This window comes from Mesorhizobium sp. M1428 (genome assembly GCF_040317515.1).
Classification (GTDB): Bacteria; Pseudomonadota; Alphaproteobacteria; order Rhizobiales; family Rhizobiaceae; genus Mesorhizobium.
Genome location: NZ_JAMYKT010000011.1, coordinates 157,165 through 175,212 on the forward strand (window position 1 = coordinate 157,165; position 18,048 = coordinate 175,212).

General features: G+C 58.6%; 12 protein-coding genes and 4 pseudogenes. 11 read left to right on the plus strand and 5 right to left on the minus strand.

Annotated features, from left to right (window positions below):
* Positions 1-7: 7 nt before the first annotated feature.
* Positions 8-283: pseudogene (locus tag NKG60_RS17755) on the minus strand (transposase); the annotation flags it as partial.
* A 209-nt stretch (positions 284-492) separates the two neighbouring features.
* Here NKG60_RS17755 and NKG60_RS17760 point away from each other — a divergent pair.
* Positions 493-777 carry a hypothetical protein gene (locus NKG60_RS17760; RefSeq protein ID WP_352452632.1) on the plus strand — a complete coding sequence of 95 codons (285 nt, stop codon included), beginning with the start codon at positions 493-495 and terminating at the stop codon, positions 775-777.
* Positions 778-943: 166 nt separating this feature from the next.
* Here NKG60_RS17760 and NKG60_RS17765 read toward each other — a convergent pair whose 3' ends face one another.
* Positions 944-1,630: an isopentenyl transferase family protein gene (locus tag NKG60_RS17765; RefSeq protein WP_352474847.1), complete on the minus strand. Its 687-nt coding sequence runs from the start codon at positions 1,628-1,630 to the stop codon at positions 944-946.
* A 733-nt stretch (positions 1,631-2,363) separates the two neighbouring features.
* Between NKG60_RS17765 and NKG60_RS17770 the strand changes: the two are divergent.
* A pseudogene (locus NKG60_RS17770) lies at positions 2,364-2,705 on the plus strand (PIN domain-containing protein); the annotation flags it as partial.
* 226 nt (positions 2,706-2,931) lie between these two features.
* Here the strand turns inward: NKG60_RS17770 and hemN are convergent.
* Positions 2,932-4,272: an oxygen-independent coproporphyrinogen III oxidase gene (gene hemN, locus NKG60_RS17775; protein ID WP_352975265.1), complete on the minus strand. Its 1,341-nt coding sequence runs from the start codon at positions 4,270-4,272 to the stop codon at positions 2,932-2,934.
* Positions 4,273-5,316: 1,044 nt separating this feature from the next.
* On the opposite strand from hemN, the gene NKG60_RS17780 reads away from it, so the two are divergent.
* From NKG60_RS17780 to NKG60_RS17810, 7 genes and pseudogenes are all read left to right on the plus strand, one after another.
* A complete protein-coding gene (locus NKG60_RS17780; RefSeq protein WP_352975266.1) occupies positions 5,317-6,474 on the plus strand; it encodes a porin in 1,158 nt (385 codons plus the stop codon).
* Between the two features lie 14 nt (positions 6,475-6,488).
* A pseudogene (locus NKG60_RS17785) lies at positions 6,489-6,698 on the plus strand (bifunctional hydroxymethylpyrimidine kinase/phosphomethylpyrimidine kinase); the annotation flags it as partial.
* Between the two features lie 402 nt (positions 6,699-7,100).
* Complete coding sequence (locus NKG60_RS17790; RefSeq protein WP_352973269.1) at positions 7,101-8,633, plus strand: Fic family protein; 1,533 nt, start codon at positions 7,101-7,103, stop codon at positions 8,631-8,633.
* A 175-nt stretch (positions 8,634-8,808) separates the two neighbouring features.
* Positions 8,809-9,399, plus strand: coding sequence for a hypothetical protein (locus NKG60_RS17795; RefSeq protein WP_352975267.1), 591 nt, complete (start codon positions 8,809-8,811; stop codon positions 9,397-9,399).
* 2,116 nt (positions 9,400-11,515) lie between these two features.
* Positions 11,516-12,853, plus strand: a pseudogene (gene glyA, locus NKG60_RS17800) (serine hydroxymethyltransferase).
* Positions 12,854-12,907: 54 nt separating this feature from the next.
* Positions 12,908-14,083: a methionine adenosyltransferase gene (gene metK, locus NKG60_RS17805; protein ID WP_352542141.1), complete on the plus strand. Its 1,176-nt coding sequence runs from the start codon at positions 12,908-12,910 to the stop codon at positions 14,081-14,083.
* Between the two features lie 102 nt (positions 14,084-14,185).
* The gene (locus tag NKG60_RS17810; RefSeq protein ID WP_352975268.1) at positions 14,186-15,178 is read left to right on the plus strand and encodes an adenosine kinase; all 993 of its coding nucleotides are present in this window, start codon (positions 14,186-14,188) and stop codon (positions 15,176-15,178) included.
* A 32-nt stretch (positions 15,179-15,210) separates the two neighbouring features.
* Here the strand turns inward: NKG60_RS17810 and NKG60_RS17815 are convergent, their stop codons facing one another.
* Positions 15,211-15,873, minus strand: a complete 663-nt coding sequence (locus tag NKG60_RS17815; RefSeq protein ID WP_352542143.1) for a transposase — start codon at positions 15,871-15,873, stop codon at positions 15,211-15,213.
* A 289-nt stretch (positions 15,874-16,162) separates the two neighbouring features.
* On the opposite strand from NKG60_RS17815, the gene NKG60_RS17820 reads away from it, so the two are divergent.
* Together NKG60_RS17820 and NKG60_RS17825 are read left to right on the plus strand one after the other, a co-directional pair.
* Positions 16,163-16,414 (plus strand): MFS transporter, encoded by a 252-nt coding sequence (locus NKG60_RS17820; RefSeq protein WP_352458261.1) that lies wholly within the window; start codon positions 16,163-16,165, stop codon positions 16,412-16,414.
* Between the two features lie 62 nt (positions 16,415-16,476).
* A complete protein-coding gene (locus NKG60_RS17825) occupies positions 16,477-17,310 on the plus strand; it encodes a helix-turn-helix transcriptional regulator (protein WP_352515945.1) in 834 nt (277 codons plus the stop codon).
* A gap of 317 nt (positions 17,311-17,627) precedes the next feature.
* Here NKG60_RS17825 and NKG60_RS17830 read toward each other — a convergent pair whose 3' ends face one another.
* Positions 17,628-17,882: a hypothetical protein gene (locus NKG60_RS17830; protein ID WP_352975269.1), complete on the minus strand. Its 255-nt coding sequence runs from the start codon at positions 17,880-17,882 to the stop codon at positions 17,628-17,630.
* Between the last annotated feature and the right edge of the window lie 166 nt (positions 17,883-18,048).

Sequence of the window (18,048 nt, forward strand, 5' to 3'; positions counted from 1 at the left end):
CCCGCCTTGCGCCAGCAGCCCTGACGATGTCGCGGACGGCTTGGCCCTTGTGAGAACCGGGATTGTCGAGAATGACGATATCGCCCGGCTTCAGTGTTTTGTTGAGTTCGGTTTCGACATAGACGCGAAAGGCCTGCGTATTGATGGGTCCGTCAATGACCCAAGGCGCCTCCACCCGATCATGCCGCAGCGCGGTGATGAAGGTCATCGTCTTCCAATGGCCATATGGTGCGTGGGCCATCAGCCGCTTGCCGCGCACACCCCAGCCGCGCAACGGCGCCATGTTGGTCTTGACCCATGTTTCATCCAGGGAGACCAGGCGCGTAGGGTCAATGCGGGTCTGATAGCGCATCCATTGCGCACGCCCGCGCATCAGCTTTGGCTTGAGCTGCTCGGCCGGCAGAACGGTTTTTTTGAAGCTCTTGCCCTCGCGGTGCAGGAAGCGACCGACGCTCGCAGGAGACCACGTTCAGCCAGTGCCGCCGTCAATTGATGAAGCGTCATGTTGGCATCTCGCTCAACCTCGCCCAGGACGAAAGCACGGTGCTCCCCGTCGATCAGATAGGTCCGATGACCACCCATCTTGCCGGGTGCCGCACTGCCACGGCGACGCTTGCGGCCTCGGGCGTTTCCTGGGCGAAGGCGGTGGCGATGAAAGCCGAGACGACGCCACAGACTGGGCTGGCGGATAGTAGTTCGCGAGTCAGCCACGGTAGCGGTCGCTACGAAGCGCGCAGCACTTTGTCATCGGTACATTCCGTCCCATGCCTGAAATGAGCAGTGCAGCCATGTCGCCTCCTCCGCAGTCACCGTGGCGAAAGCAATCCTTCCGCTGCCACACGGACCTAATGTCGCCTGGCACTAGCTTGCTTCAGCAAACCACTTAGCGCAATTCTCAGGAGCTACCGTGCCCGCATCGCAGGCGAGGTCCGGGGAGGCTTGCTCACTCAGTTTGCCATTCTGGAAAGTCGCGTTCTTGCCAACGCGCATATTCGAGATATTCTCTCGCAATCGCCTCTACAAGATCTTGTTGGAGCTCTTTGCGAAGGCACGGCATTTCGCTGATTGCCAAGCTGTGCTCTCTCGCAAAATGAATGGCGCAACGATATCCGTCAACGTCTTCCAAAGTGGGACGGACTGCATCTTCCTTCCACTGATCCGCAAGTTCCTGCAGCAATGAAGGTTGTCCTTCTCTTGTGACAAACATGTCTGTGACCCGACGCTTGGCTCTCTCCAGAAAGGCGTCCGAGTTGCCGAGCCGCAACCGCCTTACATGCCACCGAAAAGCGCCATCCCAATGCTGACTTCGCGCCATTAAATTGAGAAGGGAGATCGAACCGCCTTCGAGGATGAGCCCCGGCTGGGAACTACGCTCATCCACTTGCATTATCAGCTTACGATGGGCGGTCTCGGCGTCGATGATGCCCGCGGTTAGCGGGCGCGAATCCAAGTAGATCCGCTGGGTAGATTGCAGTTCGGAATCCGAGGGACGCCCGCTGCCGGTGGCGATTTGAGGACAGCATTGTACACGATCCAGCGCAATGACCGGCCATCCGGTCTCTCGTGCAATTTGGATTGCCGCGTCTGTTTTGCCGCTGCAGGTCGGCCCGTAAATCAAATAGATTAGCATGTGTATGCCGTTTAGTTTATCGGAACTAACCGCCCCCCAAGCACAAGATACTCGGTAGGCTTTCACCGGACTTGTCGCAAACATTTTGACAAGCGGCGATTATGCCCTGAAACGACGCCATTTTCGAACTTTGTGAAGTCCGAAAGGGCGCAAGCAGCCCGCTCTGGTCGTTCAGTCCAGTCACCAACGCCTCTGTTTGACGTTTGACGACGGTCCACTTTGCACATCTCATGCCGACTGTGACGCAACGCGGCACCGCAGGATGGTGACCTCGTTGTCTCCGGCAAAAGATCCTTGCGCGTCTTGGGTTAATCGAGGCGGCGGCGCACGGGCGCCTTATTGTCTCGGAACATGGCCAGGAAGGCGGCTGATCAACAAAAGTGGAAGACGGTGTCCCGACGACCTCACCGATTTGTGAGGCGACCGAGGATCTGCCCGACATCGTCGATCTCGTCCTCGAGGTGGGCCGTGTGCCGGCCGCGCCGCCAAAGCCTCCTCCCCTGCCGGTCCGACTGGAAGCCTCGTCGAAACGGCACAGGAGTACACCAAAGCCGCCAGCGCGCAACACACAGACCGCCGGCGCCAAGGATTTGGCGCTTTTTGCGTGGCGTCCGCTCCGATCTTCCGGAAGGGGAGCTGGCTGCTGTTTTCTGGGCACTCGCTGCGCATCGCCGCTGCGCAACGCCGAACTGGACGTCGAGCGGCTACGCGATGAACCGCATGGTCTGCCATTGTGAGGCTCTTGCTCGACACTAATGTCCTCTCCGAGGTGACGAGGCCGAGCCCCGACGCGCGCGTGCTGGAATGGATGGACGGGCTCGATGAAGACCGCTCATTTATCAGCGTTGTGTCGATCGCCGAGATCCGGCGCGGCGCTGCCCTCATGGACAAAGGTCGGAAACGTGACGCACTGGCCGGATGGCTCGCCCGGGACCTGCCGCAGCGCTTCGAGCCGAGAGTCCTGCCCGTGGACGAACTGGTTGCCCTGGCCTGGGGCGACCTGACGGGCCTCGCGAAGCGGCGTGGCCGCGGTCTGTCATCGATGGACGGGCTGATTGCAGCCACCGCGATTTCCTGACCCTTCACATGGCGGGGATATTCATGCGCTGAGGGCGAACACCCAGATGTCCCGCACCTACCACGATCAATATGGAAACGCCTCGGTGGCAGCCACGAGGTCGATGTCATTGAAGATGAGATGAAATAGGCGGATCAGCTCTGCTTTTCGCATCCTTGACGCGCGCTTCATGACAGGCCCCGGCCAAGGGCGTCGAGTTTAGCTTCCGGTTGGATGCTTGCCCTCACCTGTGGCTATGCCTACGGCCATCCCGATCGAGAAAAGCATCGAACGCGGCAGCGACAGCGCGAATTACAAAGCGATGCTCCCGCCGTACGCGGACAAAACCGTTTTCGAAGTCCACTATCCCGTCCTCGGCCAGCATCGCCAAGCGTTCAGCTGAATCGAGAAGACGGATCGGATCAGATCCGTGGGCGGCACAGATTGCCTGCACATCGGCCTCGAGATCGCACATTAGTCGCTCGATAATTGCGGCTCGCACGCGGTCGTCGTCGGTGAGGCGATAGCCCTTTGACGTCGCCAGACGGCCAGCTGCGATGTGCTGGATGTAGGAATCCCGTGTAACTTCGTTTTGGACGTACCCCTCGCCGACGCGGCCGATAGCCGACGCGCCGAAACCGATCAGGGTTCTGCAGGTGGTGGCCGAGTAGCCCAGCGAGTTACGCCGCAGGCGACCCGTTTTCTGTGCCAGCGCGAGCTCGTCGTCCGGCAAGGCGAAATGGTCGAGCCCGATCTCGCGGTAGCCGGCGGCAATCAGCGTCGCGGCCACGGCCGCATACTGTTCGGCGCGGGCAGCGCTACCCGGAAGAACTGCCTCCTCGATGAGGCGCTGATTCTTTATAAGCGACGGGATGTGCGCATAGCCGAACACCGCAAGCCGGTCGGGGCGCATTGCGACCGCCGCCCTCGCGGTGTCGACGCAGGACTGCACCGTTTGATGCGGGAGACCGAAGATGAGGTCGAAGTTGATGCGGCTTACTCCATGCCGGCGCAGCATTTCCACGGCAGCCGACGTCTGCGCCTCACTCTGAACCCGGTTGATTGCTTTTTGAACAATGGGATCGAAGCTCTGCACGCCGAGACTCACACGGTTCACGCCGGCTGCTCCTAAGGCCTCGGCCATCTCGGCCGTGAACGTGCGCGGATCAATCTCGACGGCAACCGTAGCTGTTTTCGTGAGAGCGAAGCGGCGTCGCAGGAACTCCATCAGAGCCAGGAACTCGGCTGGTCCTATGAGAGACGGCGTTCCGCCGCCGAAATGCATGTCGCTCACGGGCAGCGTCTGCGGCGCTCGCTCCGAGACCAAACGGATCTCGTCACGCAGGGCCGCCAGATAGTTGAGGATCGGCGCATCATGGCGGGTGATGGTGGTGGGGAAGCCACAATACCAGCAAGCTGATCGGCAGAACGGAACGTGGAAATAGAGCGACACCGGATGGTCAGCCGGCAGGTTCCTGAGCCATTCCTCATAAGCCTCGGCGCCGACCGCCCCAGAGAACTCCGACACAGTCGGATAGATAGTGTACCAAGGCAGGCCGGCCTCGCGATATTTCGTGGTGTGCAACAGTTACCGTCCCATGCTGATAACCACCAACCTTACCGCTGCGCTCGCCTGTGTCTTTGCGCTATGTCAGTCCGTTCCGCTTTGGTCTCGAAACTTGTATTTCTCAGCAATAGCGGCCGTTCAGTCTTGGCTGGACGTCAGCGACTGGCCATGGCTGTTCCCGCCGCGACCCTCACGCGCACCGTTTGGTTCCACCATCCCTTCCCTTCAGCCTGCGCCTGGTCGAGTAGATTCTGCTGAGCGCGGCTGCCGCATCCAACGAGATAACACGGCGTTGGGACCAGACTTTGCTCGCCAGCTAGCGCAGCCCCATAGTGATCTCTGGCATCTCGATGAGCTCGTTGTGTGAATTGCTGGCAAGAAGCATTAGCTGTGGCGCGCCGTCTATCAGGACGAGAGGCTGCTCGACGCGACCGTCAGGTCGGCCGCAATGCCAAGGCCGGCGCGCCTACTGACTCCGTGGTGGAGGCAAGGCTGCGCGTTCAGCGCGTGATTACCGATCATCGCGCTCGCCAAAATGACGGCGTCGTACCGAGCGGTGCCGCCGCATGATGTCTGAACGTCGGGGCTCACAGCAAACAAAGCTGTCCCGATTGAACGAAACTGTCGCGAAGCGAACAGACGAACCGTAGCGGAAACGTTTGCCGTTCGTGCTTGGGTTGATCCGCAAGGCAAAAAGGAAGGAAGAGCGAACCAAGGTCCGCCGGCACACTTGAGCTTCAAGCCGCAGCTGCGTCGTCAGGATGGCACGTCATTTGCAGTAGAAGCCTTTGTGACGGCCCGCCCACAACTAGCGGAGATGACGGGGATGATTTGTACAGAAATGTTGGATGGCGTCGTTTCGGCGATTATTATATTTGTAATAACAATCGCATATTTGTAACAATAACACCAAATCATATTCCCAATTCTGATGAATATCTGGCGTGACGAGCGCATCAAAACTGCTCAAGTTCAACTCAATGCGCATCGTTATCGACTGTTTCCTTAGCAAGAGTTCATCACTGACGTCCATTCCTTTTACTCTTTGAACGGAGATCAACAATGAACATTAGGAGCCTCCTCCTCGGCTCAACTGCGGCACTGATTGCCGTTTCCGACGCTCGCGCCGTGACCGCCGTTGCCGAGCCTGACCCGACTGAGTACGTTAAAGTCTGCGACGTCTACGGCTCGGGCTACGTCTACATTTCAGGCACTGAGACCTGCGTGCGCATCGGCGGCTATGTCCGTTACGACGTCGGCTTGGGCCATGTCGGATTGGTTGATCACGCAAGAACCTCGGATGTGAGGACTGGTGAGCATCAGGGCACATGGCAAAACAACACGCGCTTCACATTGAAAACTTGGACCGGCCAGGAGACCGAACTCGGCACGTTGAAGACCTACACCGAAACCCGCATGAACTTCGGCAACCGCCACACTTCGGTTTCGGACAGTTCTCGGTCCCATGCCTTCAACGGAGACAGCACCTTGACTTTCGCCTGGATTCAGCTTGGTGGCCTCCGAGTTGGTAAGGACTGGTCGGCCTTCGACATGTTTATTGGCGGCGCGGGTGACGTACTCAACCAGACGCCGGTTCCGTACGGCGCTCTCGATACCAATGTGGTTCAGTACTACTTCGACGCCGGGAACGGCTTTTCGGCCGTGGTTTCGCTCGAAGAAGGCTCGGGCGTGGTCGGCACAATCGACAGCTACGCACCGCACGTAGTCGGCGGCTTGAAATACACACATGGCTGGGGCGCGATCACCGGCGTTGCCGCTTATGATAGCAACTACGAATCGGTGGCCGCCAAGGTCCGTGTCGACATCAATGTCACCAACGAATTGTTGCTGTTCGGAATGCTCGGCTACGGTTCCAACGGCAAGCTCAACGACGACTCCACGAACGCCATCGACGCTCATGGTCGCGGCTTCTATAAGAGTTGGGGCGGGAACTGGGCTTTCTGGGCTGGCGCCACTTACAAGCTCAACGAGACAACTTCGTTCAACCTTCAGCTCTCCGGTGATCAGCTCAAGAACCATGGTGTCGCTGCAAACGTCGCCTATGCGTTTCTTCCAGATTTCACAGTTACGGCGGAACTCGACTATGGCCGCTACGGCAACTTCGCCGTCGGCAAGGTGGACGCTTCCAACGTGAACTGGACCAACGCCAACAAGAAGAGCAGTGTCGGCGGAATCCTGCGTTTCGAACGCTCATTCTAACGGATGAAAGGGCGCTGAGGCAGGCATCGCATGTACTTGTCGTCGGCGGATCGGAGTCCAGTGGGGGTGCCGGAATCGCGCGCGATATCGAGACGCTCTCCTCCATGGGCGTGCGCAGCTGCCTTGCCGTCACTGCGGTGACGGTGCAAACACACGACAGCGTCACGGACATCCTTCATCTGCAACCCGGTCTGGTGGCCGATCAGATGCGTGCAGCGATCTCGCGGGCGTCGCGGCGTAGTGAGCGCGGGCGCGGCCGTGATGATCGTGGCGGGAGGGAGAGGTAAGGAGCGTCTTTCCTTTGAGAATTCGCGTTTACGGGTACCCACGATGCACAACGGGCGAGTTTTTCAAAGAGGCGCGTCCTCCTTCGAAGCGCTTCGGAGGGCCAGGCTCTAGGCTCGCCCCGAGCCCCTGCGTAGCCTGCGGGGGAGCTGGGTCTCGGCCCATCCGGGTAACGATCCTTCGCGCGGCTATGGAAACAATCGCATTTCCCGATTATCGCATAAAAAACTTGTTATCGCACGACTTAAAAAACTTGCAACTCCACAGCATCATTGACTTGTCGCCTATCAGCACTATATACTTGTAATCGCACAGCTCTAAAAAGTTGCAAAGGCACGGCCATGGCCAAGCCCCATGAAAAACTCGCTGTATCACTGGCCGTCCTCAAAGAGCTGCAGGAGGGTGGGCGGCGCATATTCAAATCAGATGAGCTGACCCGCGTCCACCGGGAGCGGCTGCTGCAGAACGGGTTCCTGCGCGATGTTATCAAAGGCTGGCTCATGTCGACCGGCCCGCAGGCACGGCAGCAAGACACCACCCCTTGGTACGCGAGCTTCTGGGAGTTCTGCTCCCTTTACTGCAATGACCGGTTCGGCAAGGACTGGTTCCTCTCACCGGAGCAGTCGCTGCTTCTGCACGCGGAAGCGCCCACTATTCCGCCTCAGGTGGTGGTGAACACCCCCAAAGGCACGAATAACAAAATCGACCTGCTGTTCGGCACTTCGCTCTATGACCTCAAGGTCAAGGAGATGCCGGCCGAACTGACAGAGAAAAACGGCCAGCGCGTGTTCACTGTCGAGGCCGCCCTTACCCGGGTGCCGGAAGCGTTCTTCCAGCGCGCCCCTATCGAGATGCAGATCGCCATGGCGTCGGTGCGCGACGTATCAACCGTTCTGGCCCTGCTGCTTGATGGCGGCCATTCCGCCGTGGCGGGACGGCTTGCGGGGGCCTTCCGTCGCGTAGGACGCGACTCTTTTGCCGATGAAATCGTGGCCGCCTTCAAAGCCGCCGGCTATGACGTGCGCGAATCCGATCCGTTCGCGGGACAAATTGGACTGACAACTATTGCGGCGGGCGTACCGCCGTTGGTCGCCCGCCTGCGCGCGATCTGGCAATCGCAGCGCGAAGCCATCATCGAGATATTCCCGAAGGCACCCGGACTGCCGTCCGACAAAGACGCCTATATGAAGTTCGTCGAGGATATCTACGAAAGCGACGCCTACCATTCGCTGTCGATAGAAGGGTACAGCGTCACCCCGGAACTCATCGACCGGGTGCGCGAGGGGAGCTGGAATCCGGAGATTGATGAAGAGGACCGCAAGAACCGAGATGCGCTTGCCGCGCGTGGCTACTACCTCGCATTCCAGAAGGTCAAAGACTCTGTTGCCGCGATCATCAACGGCAAGCCAGCCGGCGCGTTGACGCGGGACACTCACCGGGAGTGGTACCGGGAGCTGTTCGCGCCGTCAGTGACCGCCGGCATCCTCAAAGCCAGCGCGCTTGCGGGATATCGCAATCACCCTGTGTACCTGCGCGGCTCGCAGCACGTGCCGCCGCGTACCGAAGCGGTGGCCGATGGTATGAATGAGCTGTTCGACCTGCTGGAGGCGGAGAAGGAGGCCTCCGTGCGTGCCGTGCTGGGGCATTGGCTTGTGGGCTATGTGCACCCCTATCCGGACGGCAACGGACGAATAGCGCGGTTCCTCATGAACGCGATGCTGGCTTCAGGCGGTTACCCCTGGACAGTCGTCAGAGTCGATGACCGGAAGGCCTACCTCGCAGGGCTGGAGGAGGCGAGCGGCAATATGAATGTGAAAACGTTCGCCGCCTTTCTCGCCGAACGGGTGAAGTGGTCTATGGAGAAGGCGGCGTGAGGTCGGTGGTGTGCCATGTTTAACTTGCTTGTCTCGGGCCACGGCGAGTGGTGGGAAACGCCGCCGTTCACGTCAACCATTGACCGGTTCAAGGAATCTAGCGGCGCCGAGGCCGAGGCTATCGACCTCGCGCCCTGAAACATTGCGCCGGCTGGAGGAAATCCCGGCGCTTTTGATGTACGAAGTCGGGGCGGGAGGCCCGCACGCGCGCGTGGTCCGGCACAGCCGCATACGCAATATCGTTCGGCGCGGACACGAACTGGCCTTCACCTTCGAGCCCGATCCGAAACATGCCTTTCTCGACCGGTCAGCGGTGTTGAGAATTGCGGACCGGCTGGGCATTCAACAGTTCGAACAGCACCGTACGCACTGGGCGATCAAGGATGGTGACATTCCGGCCGAGCTGATTGCCACCAGCACCGCTGAACGGGCGCAGCGCACCGTTGCCGTGGTTGCGGCAGAATATGTAGAAGCGCGCCGCGAGGGACGAAGGAGAGAAGCTGCCGAACTGGCCGAAGAACTGGAGGATTTTCCTCCCTCGCTGGAGAAAGCACTGTCGCTCGTGCCGGCGCGTATCCTTCAGCAGCCGACACCCGAAATTATACCCGATCCTTGGGATAGAGCCCCGCACGCCCGAAGGCCGCAACGCCGTCGTGGCCGTCGTCGCAAGGGATCACAATGGGCAGGACTTGCCTGCCGACTGGTCTTATTCGCTGGCGTGGTTCCTGGACCTTTACGGCAGCGCGACGGAAGCGGGGCGCCTTGACGGCGCGCTGGCCGAATGCGCAACGCATATGATCGCGCTCGGCACTGGCGAGGGAGAAGCCGCCGCCCCGGTTGAAGATATCGGCTACGCACTCTGGCGCTGTTCGCGAAGCCCGAAACTTATCGGCGATCTGCGCCGGGAATCGCTGAGATAGCGCAGGAGGTTTTGTCGCTTACCAAAATCAACTGGAACTCGACCCAGATCAATCAGAAGCTTCCCATTCCCATTCTAGCAGCCAGAAGAGTGGGTGAGCTTTTTGAAATATCTATCCGAGGAATCGATAAGCTCAGACTATCGCAAGTATACATAGTTTTTTCTGTATATGGTCTGCTTGGCTGCAGGCAAAGAGCCCCGGATAAACTTCAGCACGAAAGCAGAATTGAATGAAGGCGGGCTACACGGAGTTCTCATTTGGGTATGCCTTCACCGAAAACCTTATCCGTCATCGTCACCCTGTAGGCGCGCCGGTCTTTCCAAACCTCATACAGGAGGGGCATTCTGGCTTTGACATCCGCATCAATTTCCCAGGGGTTCCGCTGTTTTTCCAGTAAAAGCTTCCGGAGCTGATGAAGCGAGGAACTGCGTTTGAGATTGCGAGCGGACATTGCCCGGTTTGTCGATACCATTTTTTCGGATTGCGATGATGCGCAGGGATGTGTCGCGTCAGCATGAACTGCTTCTTCGGCTTGAGGCGCGCTATCCGTCAAACGTCTTCTATGCGGCTCCTTGTATTGCAAACATCAGCGATTTCGACCGCTCTTATAATGGAGCAACCGTAGCACGGCAGTCCATTTTCGTCTCACCAGGGGATATTGGGCCCTTGCCAGACGACAAAGCGTACAGCCTTGCCTATAAACCTGGACTGGCAACTGGATATTTTGCTCGAAACCCAAGCCCACCAAAGTTCAAACATTTGATGATCTCGCTGCGCTCTTTAAGGAGCAGTTCGCCGAGAAGCGTTTTGCGGAAGTCGGCGAGGCGGCGCGTGAGATGCGCGAAAACGTACTTGAGCTTGCTTCGCCGTCAATGCGGCAAGCCGAACAGCTCATTGCTGAACGGGTCGGCGCGAGACGCATTCAGATTCTAGACGGCGCAGCCAGACCGCCGAGGAAGAGCGCGCAGTCACTGACATTCTCGGAGCGCGGGAAATTGCGCGTGTCGATCTTGGCGTCGACCTGCTGGTGGCCCAACCACGCTAACGACATCATACCTCGCTGATTAGCCCAGCTTTTGTCTAGGCCACAGTTATGAGACTACGAACTACTTGGCCAGGAAGAAGATCGGATTGAAAGCGAACCTTCCTTGTCATCTTTGCATCACGGTCAGTCTGCACGAGATTGACCGCTGCAAGCCGGGAGCAAGACCGGGCTGCGCAAACGTTGCAACAGATCCTTCAAGGAAATTCATAGACTCTTAGCAACTCCGGTTCGCTGTGAATGGTAGGCTTATTGCAACGTTTGAGTCAGTGGGGTCCGAACCGTGGCTTATTCTCCGACCCGCCGAACTGCGTGCAATTTCGGCTAAAGGCAATGGCAAGAAGAGCGCCCATCTTGTTTGTTCGACACAGCCATATCGGCTCAAAACAGTATCTTCACGGCCACCGAGATTGTCCGGTCGGTGGACAAGCAACCATATTATTTGGTTCGAAAGCTGCAACATCTGTGGAGAACGCGAAATGACAAATTCAGTAGGACGAGTGCCCAGGCTTTCCAAGTGGCTTGGTCCTGACCAATGCTGACACTGGTCAGTCGCCTACGGACGGCAGCGCATGTAGATCGCCTTCGAATTCTAGGCCTTTGCGCGCACGCGGACCTAACTGTCTGCCAGCTAGCGGAGATTCTGGGTCTGCGTCGTGAGCACGTTGTACGACACGTCCGGCTGCTGGCCAGAGCCGACTTTCTTTACTGCAACGAACAACGTCCGTGGTGCTCGTACAATCTCAAAACAGGAGGTAAGGACGGCGGGCTGGTTCAATTGTTGGTTGATCTCCTGCCCCACGGCGATGGCTATCACAAACGAGACCTTCAACGGCTCGAAGCGGTACGAGACACGCGGCCGAAGGGGACCGCATGCTTGACCGTGAAATAGATCAATCCAATTGGAGCGCGAAGCTACCATGGACAACTCCGCCGACAGCGCCATCGCGCAGCCCGACACTTATGGACGGTCTCGCTTGGCGACGGTTGATTGCCGCGTTCACGAACTGCTTCTAAGACAGGAGCGGCAGGAGCGGACGACGCTCAAACTGATCGCATCTGAGAACTTTGCCTCCTCGGCCGTGCTGGAAGCAACCGGTTCGATTTTCATGAACAAGTACGCCGAGAGGTACCCCGCTGCGCGCTACTACGCGGGAAACGAGATCGTCGATGAGCTTGAGAACCTCGCCATTGAGCGCTTGAACACGTTATTCGGCAGCGAACACGCCAACGTCCAGCCTTATTCCGGCTCGCCGGCCAATCAGGCTGTCTATCGAGCGCTTTTAAGCCCCGGTGACAAGGTGATGGGTTTGCCAATTCCGGAAGGGGGCCACCTCACTCATGGTTGGGCCATCAATTTTTCCGGAACAGACTATAAGCGCGTCCCCTATGGGCTGCACGAAAAGACGCAGCAAATTGACTATGACCGTTTGCGCGAAACAGCAAAACGCGAACGGCCTCGGCTCATTTGGGCTGGCGGTACTGCTTATCCCCGTATCGTCGACTACGCGGCAATGGCAGAAATCGCTCTGGAGGCGAACTCCTACCTCGTGGCCGACATCGCGCACATCAGTGGCCTGATTGTCGCTGGAGTGCATCCGAATCCCGTACCCCATTGCGACGTCGTCAGCAGCACGTCTCACAAGTCGATCCGCGGTCCCCGCGGTGGCTTCATTTTGTCAAGGAATGAAGATCGCTATCAAGCGCTGTATCATTCGAAGGGCAAATACAATCTCGCCAGACGAATAGATCGCGCTGTCTTCCCTCAACTGCAAGGCGGCCCCCATATGAATGTTATCGCGGCGCTAGCGTCGCTTTGCGGGAAGCCGCGGACCCGTCCTTCCGCAGTTACGGCCAACAGATTGTCAAAAATGCCAAGGCTCTGGCCCAGGCGCTTCTGGACCGAGGTTATGACCTGGTCACCGGGGGCACTGACAATCACATGCTGATCCTTGATCTTCGCGATCGACCACTATCAGGCAAGGCTTATGCCAAGCGGTTAGCGAAGGCAGGCATCATTACGAGCTTTAATATGGTGCCGGGCGACCCGCGCCATCCTGCGGTCACAAGCGGAATTCGCCTGGGGGCGCCAGCAGTGACGTCAATGGGCTTGCGCGATGTGGAAACCGTGCAAATTGCTGGCTTCATGGACTCCGTCCTCCGGCGAGCCAGAAGACGAAGATCTCCATGCCTGCGTGCGAAGAGACGTTGCCGACTTGTGCGCTGCGTTCGAGGTCCCGGGCCTCACCGACAGGTAAGGTGGGCTAAGCAAAATGCCCCATACAACTCCAACACCCGAAGCGAGGCATTTCATGGCTAGGCAGTTCGTGTTCTCTTCCGAATCGGTTGGCGCGGGACACCCGGATAAGTTGGCCGACAACATCTCGGATGCCATCCTCGATGCCATCCTCCGCACCGATCCCAAGGCGCGCGTCGCCTGTGAAGCGTTGGTAAAATCAGGGATGGTCGTTCTGGCTGGCGAGATTACCAGCGATGCGCAGGTGGATTATAGCCAAGTTGCGCGCGATACGATTCTCGATATTGGATACGACAACGAGGCCGTCGGCTTTGACGGCCGGCGTTGCTCCGTCGTTCATGCACTCACCGAGCAGTCGCCCGACATCAGCCAGGGCGTTGACGAGGGACGAGGGCAGGACCTCCAACAGGGAGCGGGAGATCAGGGCCTCATGTTCGGCTACGCATGCCGCGAAACCGATACTCTGATGCCTTTGCCGATCCAGCTCGCTCATCGCTTGACGAAACAACAGGCAGATGTCCGGAAAGCACGACAGCTTGGCTGGTTGCGTCCTGACATGAAATCCCAAGTCTCAGTGCGCTATGAGGGGTTGCGCCCGGTCGCCCTGGATACCATCGTCGTATCGACCCAACATGACGAGCAGGTCTCGCAAGAGACGGTCCGCGAGGGCGTCATTGAGGAAATCATAAAGCCTGTCCTGCCGACCCACCTGGAGACGGAAGGCATCAGAATTCTGGTCAACCCGACGGGGAGGTTCGTAGTCGGCGGGCCGCGCGGCGACTGCGGTCTCACTGGACGCAAGATCATCGTCGATTCCTATGGTGGGATGGGTCGTCACGGCGGCGGCGCCTTTTCGGGCAAGGACCCGTCCAAGGTTGACCGCTCCGCTGCCTATGCGGCCCGGTATGTCGCAAAGAATATCGTCGCTAGCGGACTTGCGGACGTCTGCGAGGTGCAGCTTGCTTACGCAATCGGCGTGGCCAGTCCGGTTTCTGTCATGGTCAACACGTTCGGAACAGCGAGGGTTGAGGAAAGAAGGATCGAGCGCCTCATTCTTGAGTTGTTCGATCTCAGACCGAAGGGCATTATCAAGATGCTTGATCTCTTACGCCCTATCTACCGCAAGACCGCGACCTATGGCCATTTCGGCCGTGAAGAGCCTGATTTCACGTGGGAGAAGACAGACAGGGCCGACGAATTGCGTCGCGAGGCAGGACTTGCCGCCCCGTGAGGGCGAACCGATTGGCAAGCGGAAAGCCCATTCCCACTGGCCAGACCCGCCGGCGGCCGGCATGCCAGAAAGCCGGTGGGCTTTTGGCGGAGACATGAATTGATGCCGGACTATGACGTGCTTTGTATCGGGAATGCCATCGTCGACATCATCGCCCAGTGCGACGAGGCGTTCCTGGAGACGAACGGCATCATCAAGGGCGCGATGAATTTGATCGACACGAGGCGCGCCGAACTGCTCTACAGCCGCATGGGCCCGGCCATCGAAGCCTCGGGCGGCAGCGCCGGCAACACGGCGGCGGGCGTCGCCTCCTTCGGCGGCCGCGCCGCCTTCTTCGGCAAGGTCTCGAACGACGCGCTCGGCGAAATCTACGCGCACGACATCCATGCCCAGGGCGTCGCCTTCGACACCAGGCCGCTCAGCGGCGAGCCACCGACGGCGCGCTCGATGATCTTCGTCACGCCGGACGGCGAGCGCTCGATGAACACCTATCTCGGCGCTTGCGTCGAGCTCGGCCCGGAGGACGTTGAGGCCGACAAGGCGTCGGGCGCCGCGGTCACCTATTTCGAGGGCTATCTGTGGGACCCGCCGCGCGCCAAGGAGGCGATCAGGCAGACGGCGAAGCTCGCCCATGCCGCCGGGCGCGAAGTGTCGATGACATTGTCGGACTCGTTCTGCGTCGACCGCTACCGCGACGAATTCCTAGAGTTGATGCGCTCCGGCACCGTCGACATCGTCTTTGCCAACAGCCACGAGATCAAGTCGCTCTACCAGACCGCGTCGTTCGACGAGGCGCTGGCGCAGATCCGCAAGGATTGCAAGATCGCCGCCGTCACCCGCTCGGAAAAGGGCTCGGTGATCGTGCGCGGCGACGAGACGGTCACCATCGAGGCCACCAGGATCCGCGAGCTGGTCGACACCACCGGCGCCGGCGACCTCTACGCCGCCGGCTTCCTCTACGGCTACACGCAAGGCCGCAGCCTGAAGCAGTGCGGCGATCTCGGCTCGCTAGCGGCCGGCCTGGTCATCCAGCAGATCGGCCCAAGGCCACGCCAGAATTTGCGCAGAGAGGCCGAGCAGGCGGGGCTGCTGTAGGTGGCGAGCCAAGAACCAGCTGCCCACCCTCCTTAATCCAGCCCGAGCCTTTTCTTCAGTTCCGCATTCTCCTTGCGGAGACGATCGGCAAGCAGGCTCTTTAGCCGCTTGTTTTCTTCCTCGAGCGCGACGAGATCCTTCAGCCCGTCACTGTCCGCCGCAGGCGCCGCCGCCTTCTTCCAAAGATAGTATGTCTGTTCCGAGATGCCGGCTTGCTTCACCGCGCTCTTGAGAGTAGCGCCGCCGCCGATCGAGGTCTCGATCTGCGCCAGCTTCTGGGCACGATCCTTCGCGGAGTAGCTCTTTCGGCCCGTTCGCGCTGACGGCGGTGCTTCAGTGGTCGCGGATATCGGCTTGGCAGGCGCGCTCGCCTCAGCTTCTGGCTTCCTCGACCGCCGCGCTCTCGTCTTCGGTTTTGGCGTTTCCGTTTTGTCTGCCGGTTCGCTATGAACTACTGCTGACTCGGTCTCCAGGGGATTGGCCATGAAATGCTCCACTCGCGGTTTGTGCAAAGGTTCAGCATCAAGGGCCACTACAGTAGAGTCAACAAGCTGACGATTTAACGGCTCGACTTCCTTTGTTGTCTCGGCCATCGCCGCGGCGATGTCGAAATTGCCCCAGATGGAACGTGCGGATTTTTGATAATTGCGCTTTTGTTTGATTTCCACGGTGAATGGTCGCGTCTGCCGCCTCATAGTTCCTTCCTGAATAGGAGAATGAAGTCGCCGCTCGAATTTTTTGGCGCTTCCTGCTTAGCGCGGAGCATTATCGTATAGCCGCTCAACGGACAAGTGATGCCGGTCTTCGATGGCTGACCATCTGGGGAGATTTGAGCGGCTTCGCACGTCCTGCGCATGCCTGTAAGGCCGCCAAGTTTTCTGGGTTAGCAGGCGCGCACTGTGGCAGCTTGGCTTGTACGGCGAGGCCATGGTTGAGTGAGGCGAAACAAATCCAGCCCCGCGGTCAATCCAGAGGCTTCCCACAATGGCGAAGAGAACATCTTCACTCGTTCCTTTTGAGCACAAGACCTTCCGTTCGCTATGGTCGGCTGCACTCATTTCGAACCTTGGCACCCTAGTGGAAGGTGCGGCGGCAGCTTGGCTGATGACGAGCATCGCAGCAGTAATTTTTGATCGCCCATTCGTGCTGTGTACCAGCCCTGTGTCTTGCGCAAGTGGTCACGAACGGCTGCCGGAGCCTCGAAGACGCCCTAAAAACACATGCTGCGATTTTTGAACACGCTTGACGTGTTAAATTAATTCATCCACGATGCGTGTGTTGAACACGCGAGGTGAGTTATGAACATGAAAGAGCTTAGGGTTCGACTGGGCATGACTCAAAAAGATTTGGCAGAGCAGATGGCAACAACGCAACAGACTGTGGCCCGTTGGGAAACAGGCAAAACGCAGTTGAACGTCGAGCAGATCAAGGACCTTTGCCTCACGTTGAAATGCACGGTCGAGGAGCTGCTGGGCTGGAAGATTGATGTCGAGGAGTGGCGCACGAGCCCGTTTGCAATTGCCGATGCCGAAACGCGATACGGCACGCTCAGAATCAAGACGACTGTTGGCAGCCGCCAATATCCTATCGATGAAAAGGCGCGTGAATCGATTTTACGTCAGTTGAAGGAACTTCATAATCTGCGCAGAAATAACACAAGCAGGCCATGGCTGTATTGTTGGAGCCTTGACAACAAAATACTCTTGATAAATCCGCAATATGTCCGCACCATTGAGCTTATCGGTGACGATGTAGAGGAGATGCCAGAGTATTATCATCCAGAAATCTATCGGGCTTTGGATGACTGGGATAAGGGTGAGGTTTCAGGAAAGCTGAAGAAAGAATGCGATGCCATCATCGCAGAGATGGGTGATCAGGAAGCCGTGCGCATGGCCTCCTATGTTCGCGTCACATATGACGACGGAGAAGATGAGTGGAACTTCTTGGATGAAGAAACCGCTACGACTTTCTTCGGATTGGAAGCTGCGACCTTTGACGTTCCCCAGTGTAGTTTCGCCGAAGTGGAGGAAGAAGGTTACTACCGAGCGCGATACGCCAACCTTGATCGCGTCGCGGTGATGGAGGTTCCAAGCGACCGTTATCACAGATTGACCGCGCCCGAGGAAGCTTAGAACCATCCACGAAGGGCGCATGTTACATCTCGACCTTGCGTGGTGCGTTTTCAGTACGAGATGACGTTAAGCGTAGGTAGTGGCAGGTAAGAGTGCTCGACCAGAAGCTCAACTGCCTCCTCAATATCGCTGCCGATGTGCCGCAGGACACGTCCACGGGAGCGTGGATAGGCGTGAAGTTCCTGCACTCCACGGTCCGCTCTCCCATCGCCGGTGTGTGCCCGACGCCATCTTGTGGACGAGCTTGGCCGCCTGCACCCGGTTGTATTCCGGCTTGCGGTCCGCCTGGGCGGTCCGCCGCGATGGCTATCTCCATGTCAATCGGCGCCGAACTTTGACTGCCCGCTGCTTTTGATGAATTTGGCGAGGTCCCGCGCATAATCACTCTTGGTCTTCTCCTTGAGGCCCTGTGTCGCGAACTTGTGGTCCAGCAGGGCAAACAGGTCCAAGTCCCCTTCCGCCTGTGGCGCTGGCTTGCCCTCACCGCCCTCGGCTTCCGAATTGGGGACCGCTTCTGCGCGCTGCACCGTGGCGATTGTCCGCCCAAGACGCATCACAAGATCGAACGCCAAACCGTGCGCGTGCACGACGATTTGCCGCTCAGGCCTCATTTGGACAGGACTTGAGCTAGCCCGGTGGTTTGAGCCGGGTTACCTTGAGCCGGTGGGCTGCGAACAAGCAGTTCGAGACATTGGCCTCGATCACTTCGCAACACGCCGCTGCGCCTGGCCTCGGTGT

What these genes read in the sequence shown, in the direction of transcription:
- NKG60_RS17780 (WP_352975266.1), top strand. Translation starts at nt 5,317, where the DNA reads ATGAACATTAGGAGCCTCCTCCTCGGCTCAACTGCGGCACTGATTGCC.
- NKG60_RS17810 (WP_352975268.1), top strand. Translation starts at nt 14,186, where the DNA reads ATGCCGGACTATGACGTGCTTTGTATCGGGAATGCCATCGTCGACATC.
- NKG60_RS17820 (WP_352458261.1), top strand. Translation starts at nt 16,163, where the DNA reads ATGGCGAAGAGAACATCTTCACTCGTTCCTTTTGAGCACAAGACCTTC.
- NKG60_RS17825 (WP_352515945.1), top strand. Translation starts at nt 16,477, where the DNA reads ATGAACATGAAAGAGCTTAGGGTTCGACTGGGCATGACTCAAAAAGAT.
- NKG60_RS17765 (WP_352474847.1), bottom strand. Translation starts at nt 1,630, where the DNA reads ATGCTAATCTATTTGATTTACGGGCCGACCTGCAGCGGCAAAACAGAC.
- NKG60_RS17795 (WP_352975267.1), top strand. Translation starts at nt 8,809, where the DNA reads ATGTACGAAGTCGGGGCGGGAGGCCCGCACGCGCGCGTGGTCCGGCAC.
- metK (WP_352542141.1), top strand. Translation starts at nt 12,908, where the DNA reads ATGGCTAGGCAGTTCGTGTTCTCTTCCGAATCGGTTGGCGCGGGACAC.
- NKG60_RS17760 (WP_352452632.1), top strand. Translation starts at nt 493, where the DNA reads ATGAAGCGTCATGTTGGCATCTCGCTCAACCTCGCCCAGGACGAAAGC.
- NKG60_RS17790 (WP_352973269.1), top strand. Translation starts at nt 7,101, where the DNA reads ATGGCCAAGCCCCATGAAAAACTCGCTGTATCACTGGCCGTCCTCAAA.
- NKG60_RS17815 (WP_352542143.1), bottom strand. Translation starts at nt 15,873, where the DNA reads ATGAGGCGGCAGACGCGACCATTCACCGTGGAAATCAAACAAAAGCGC.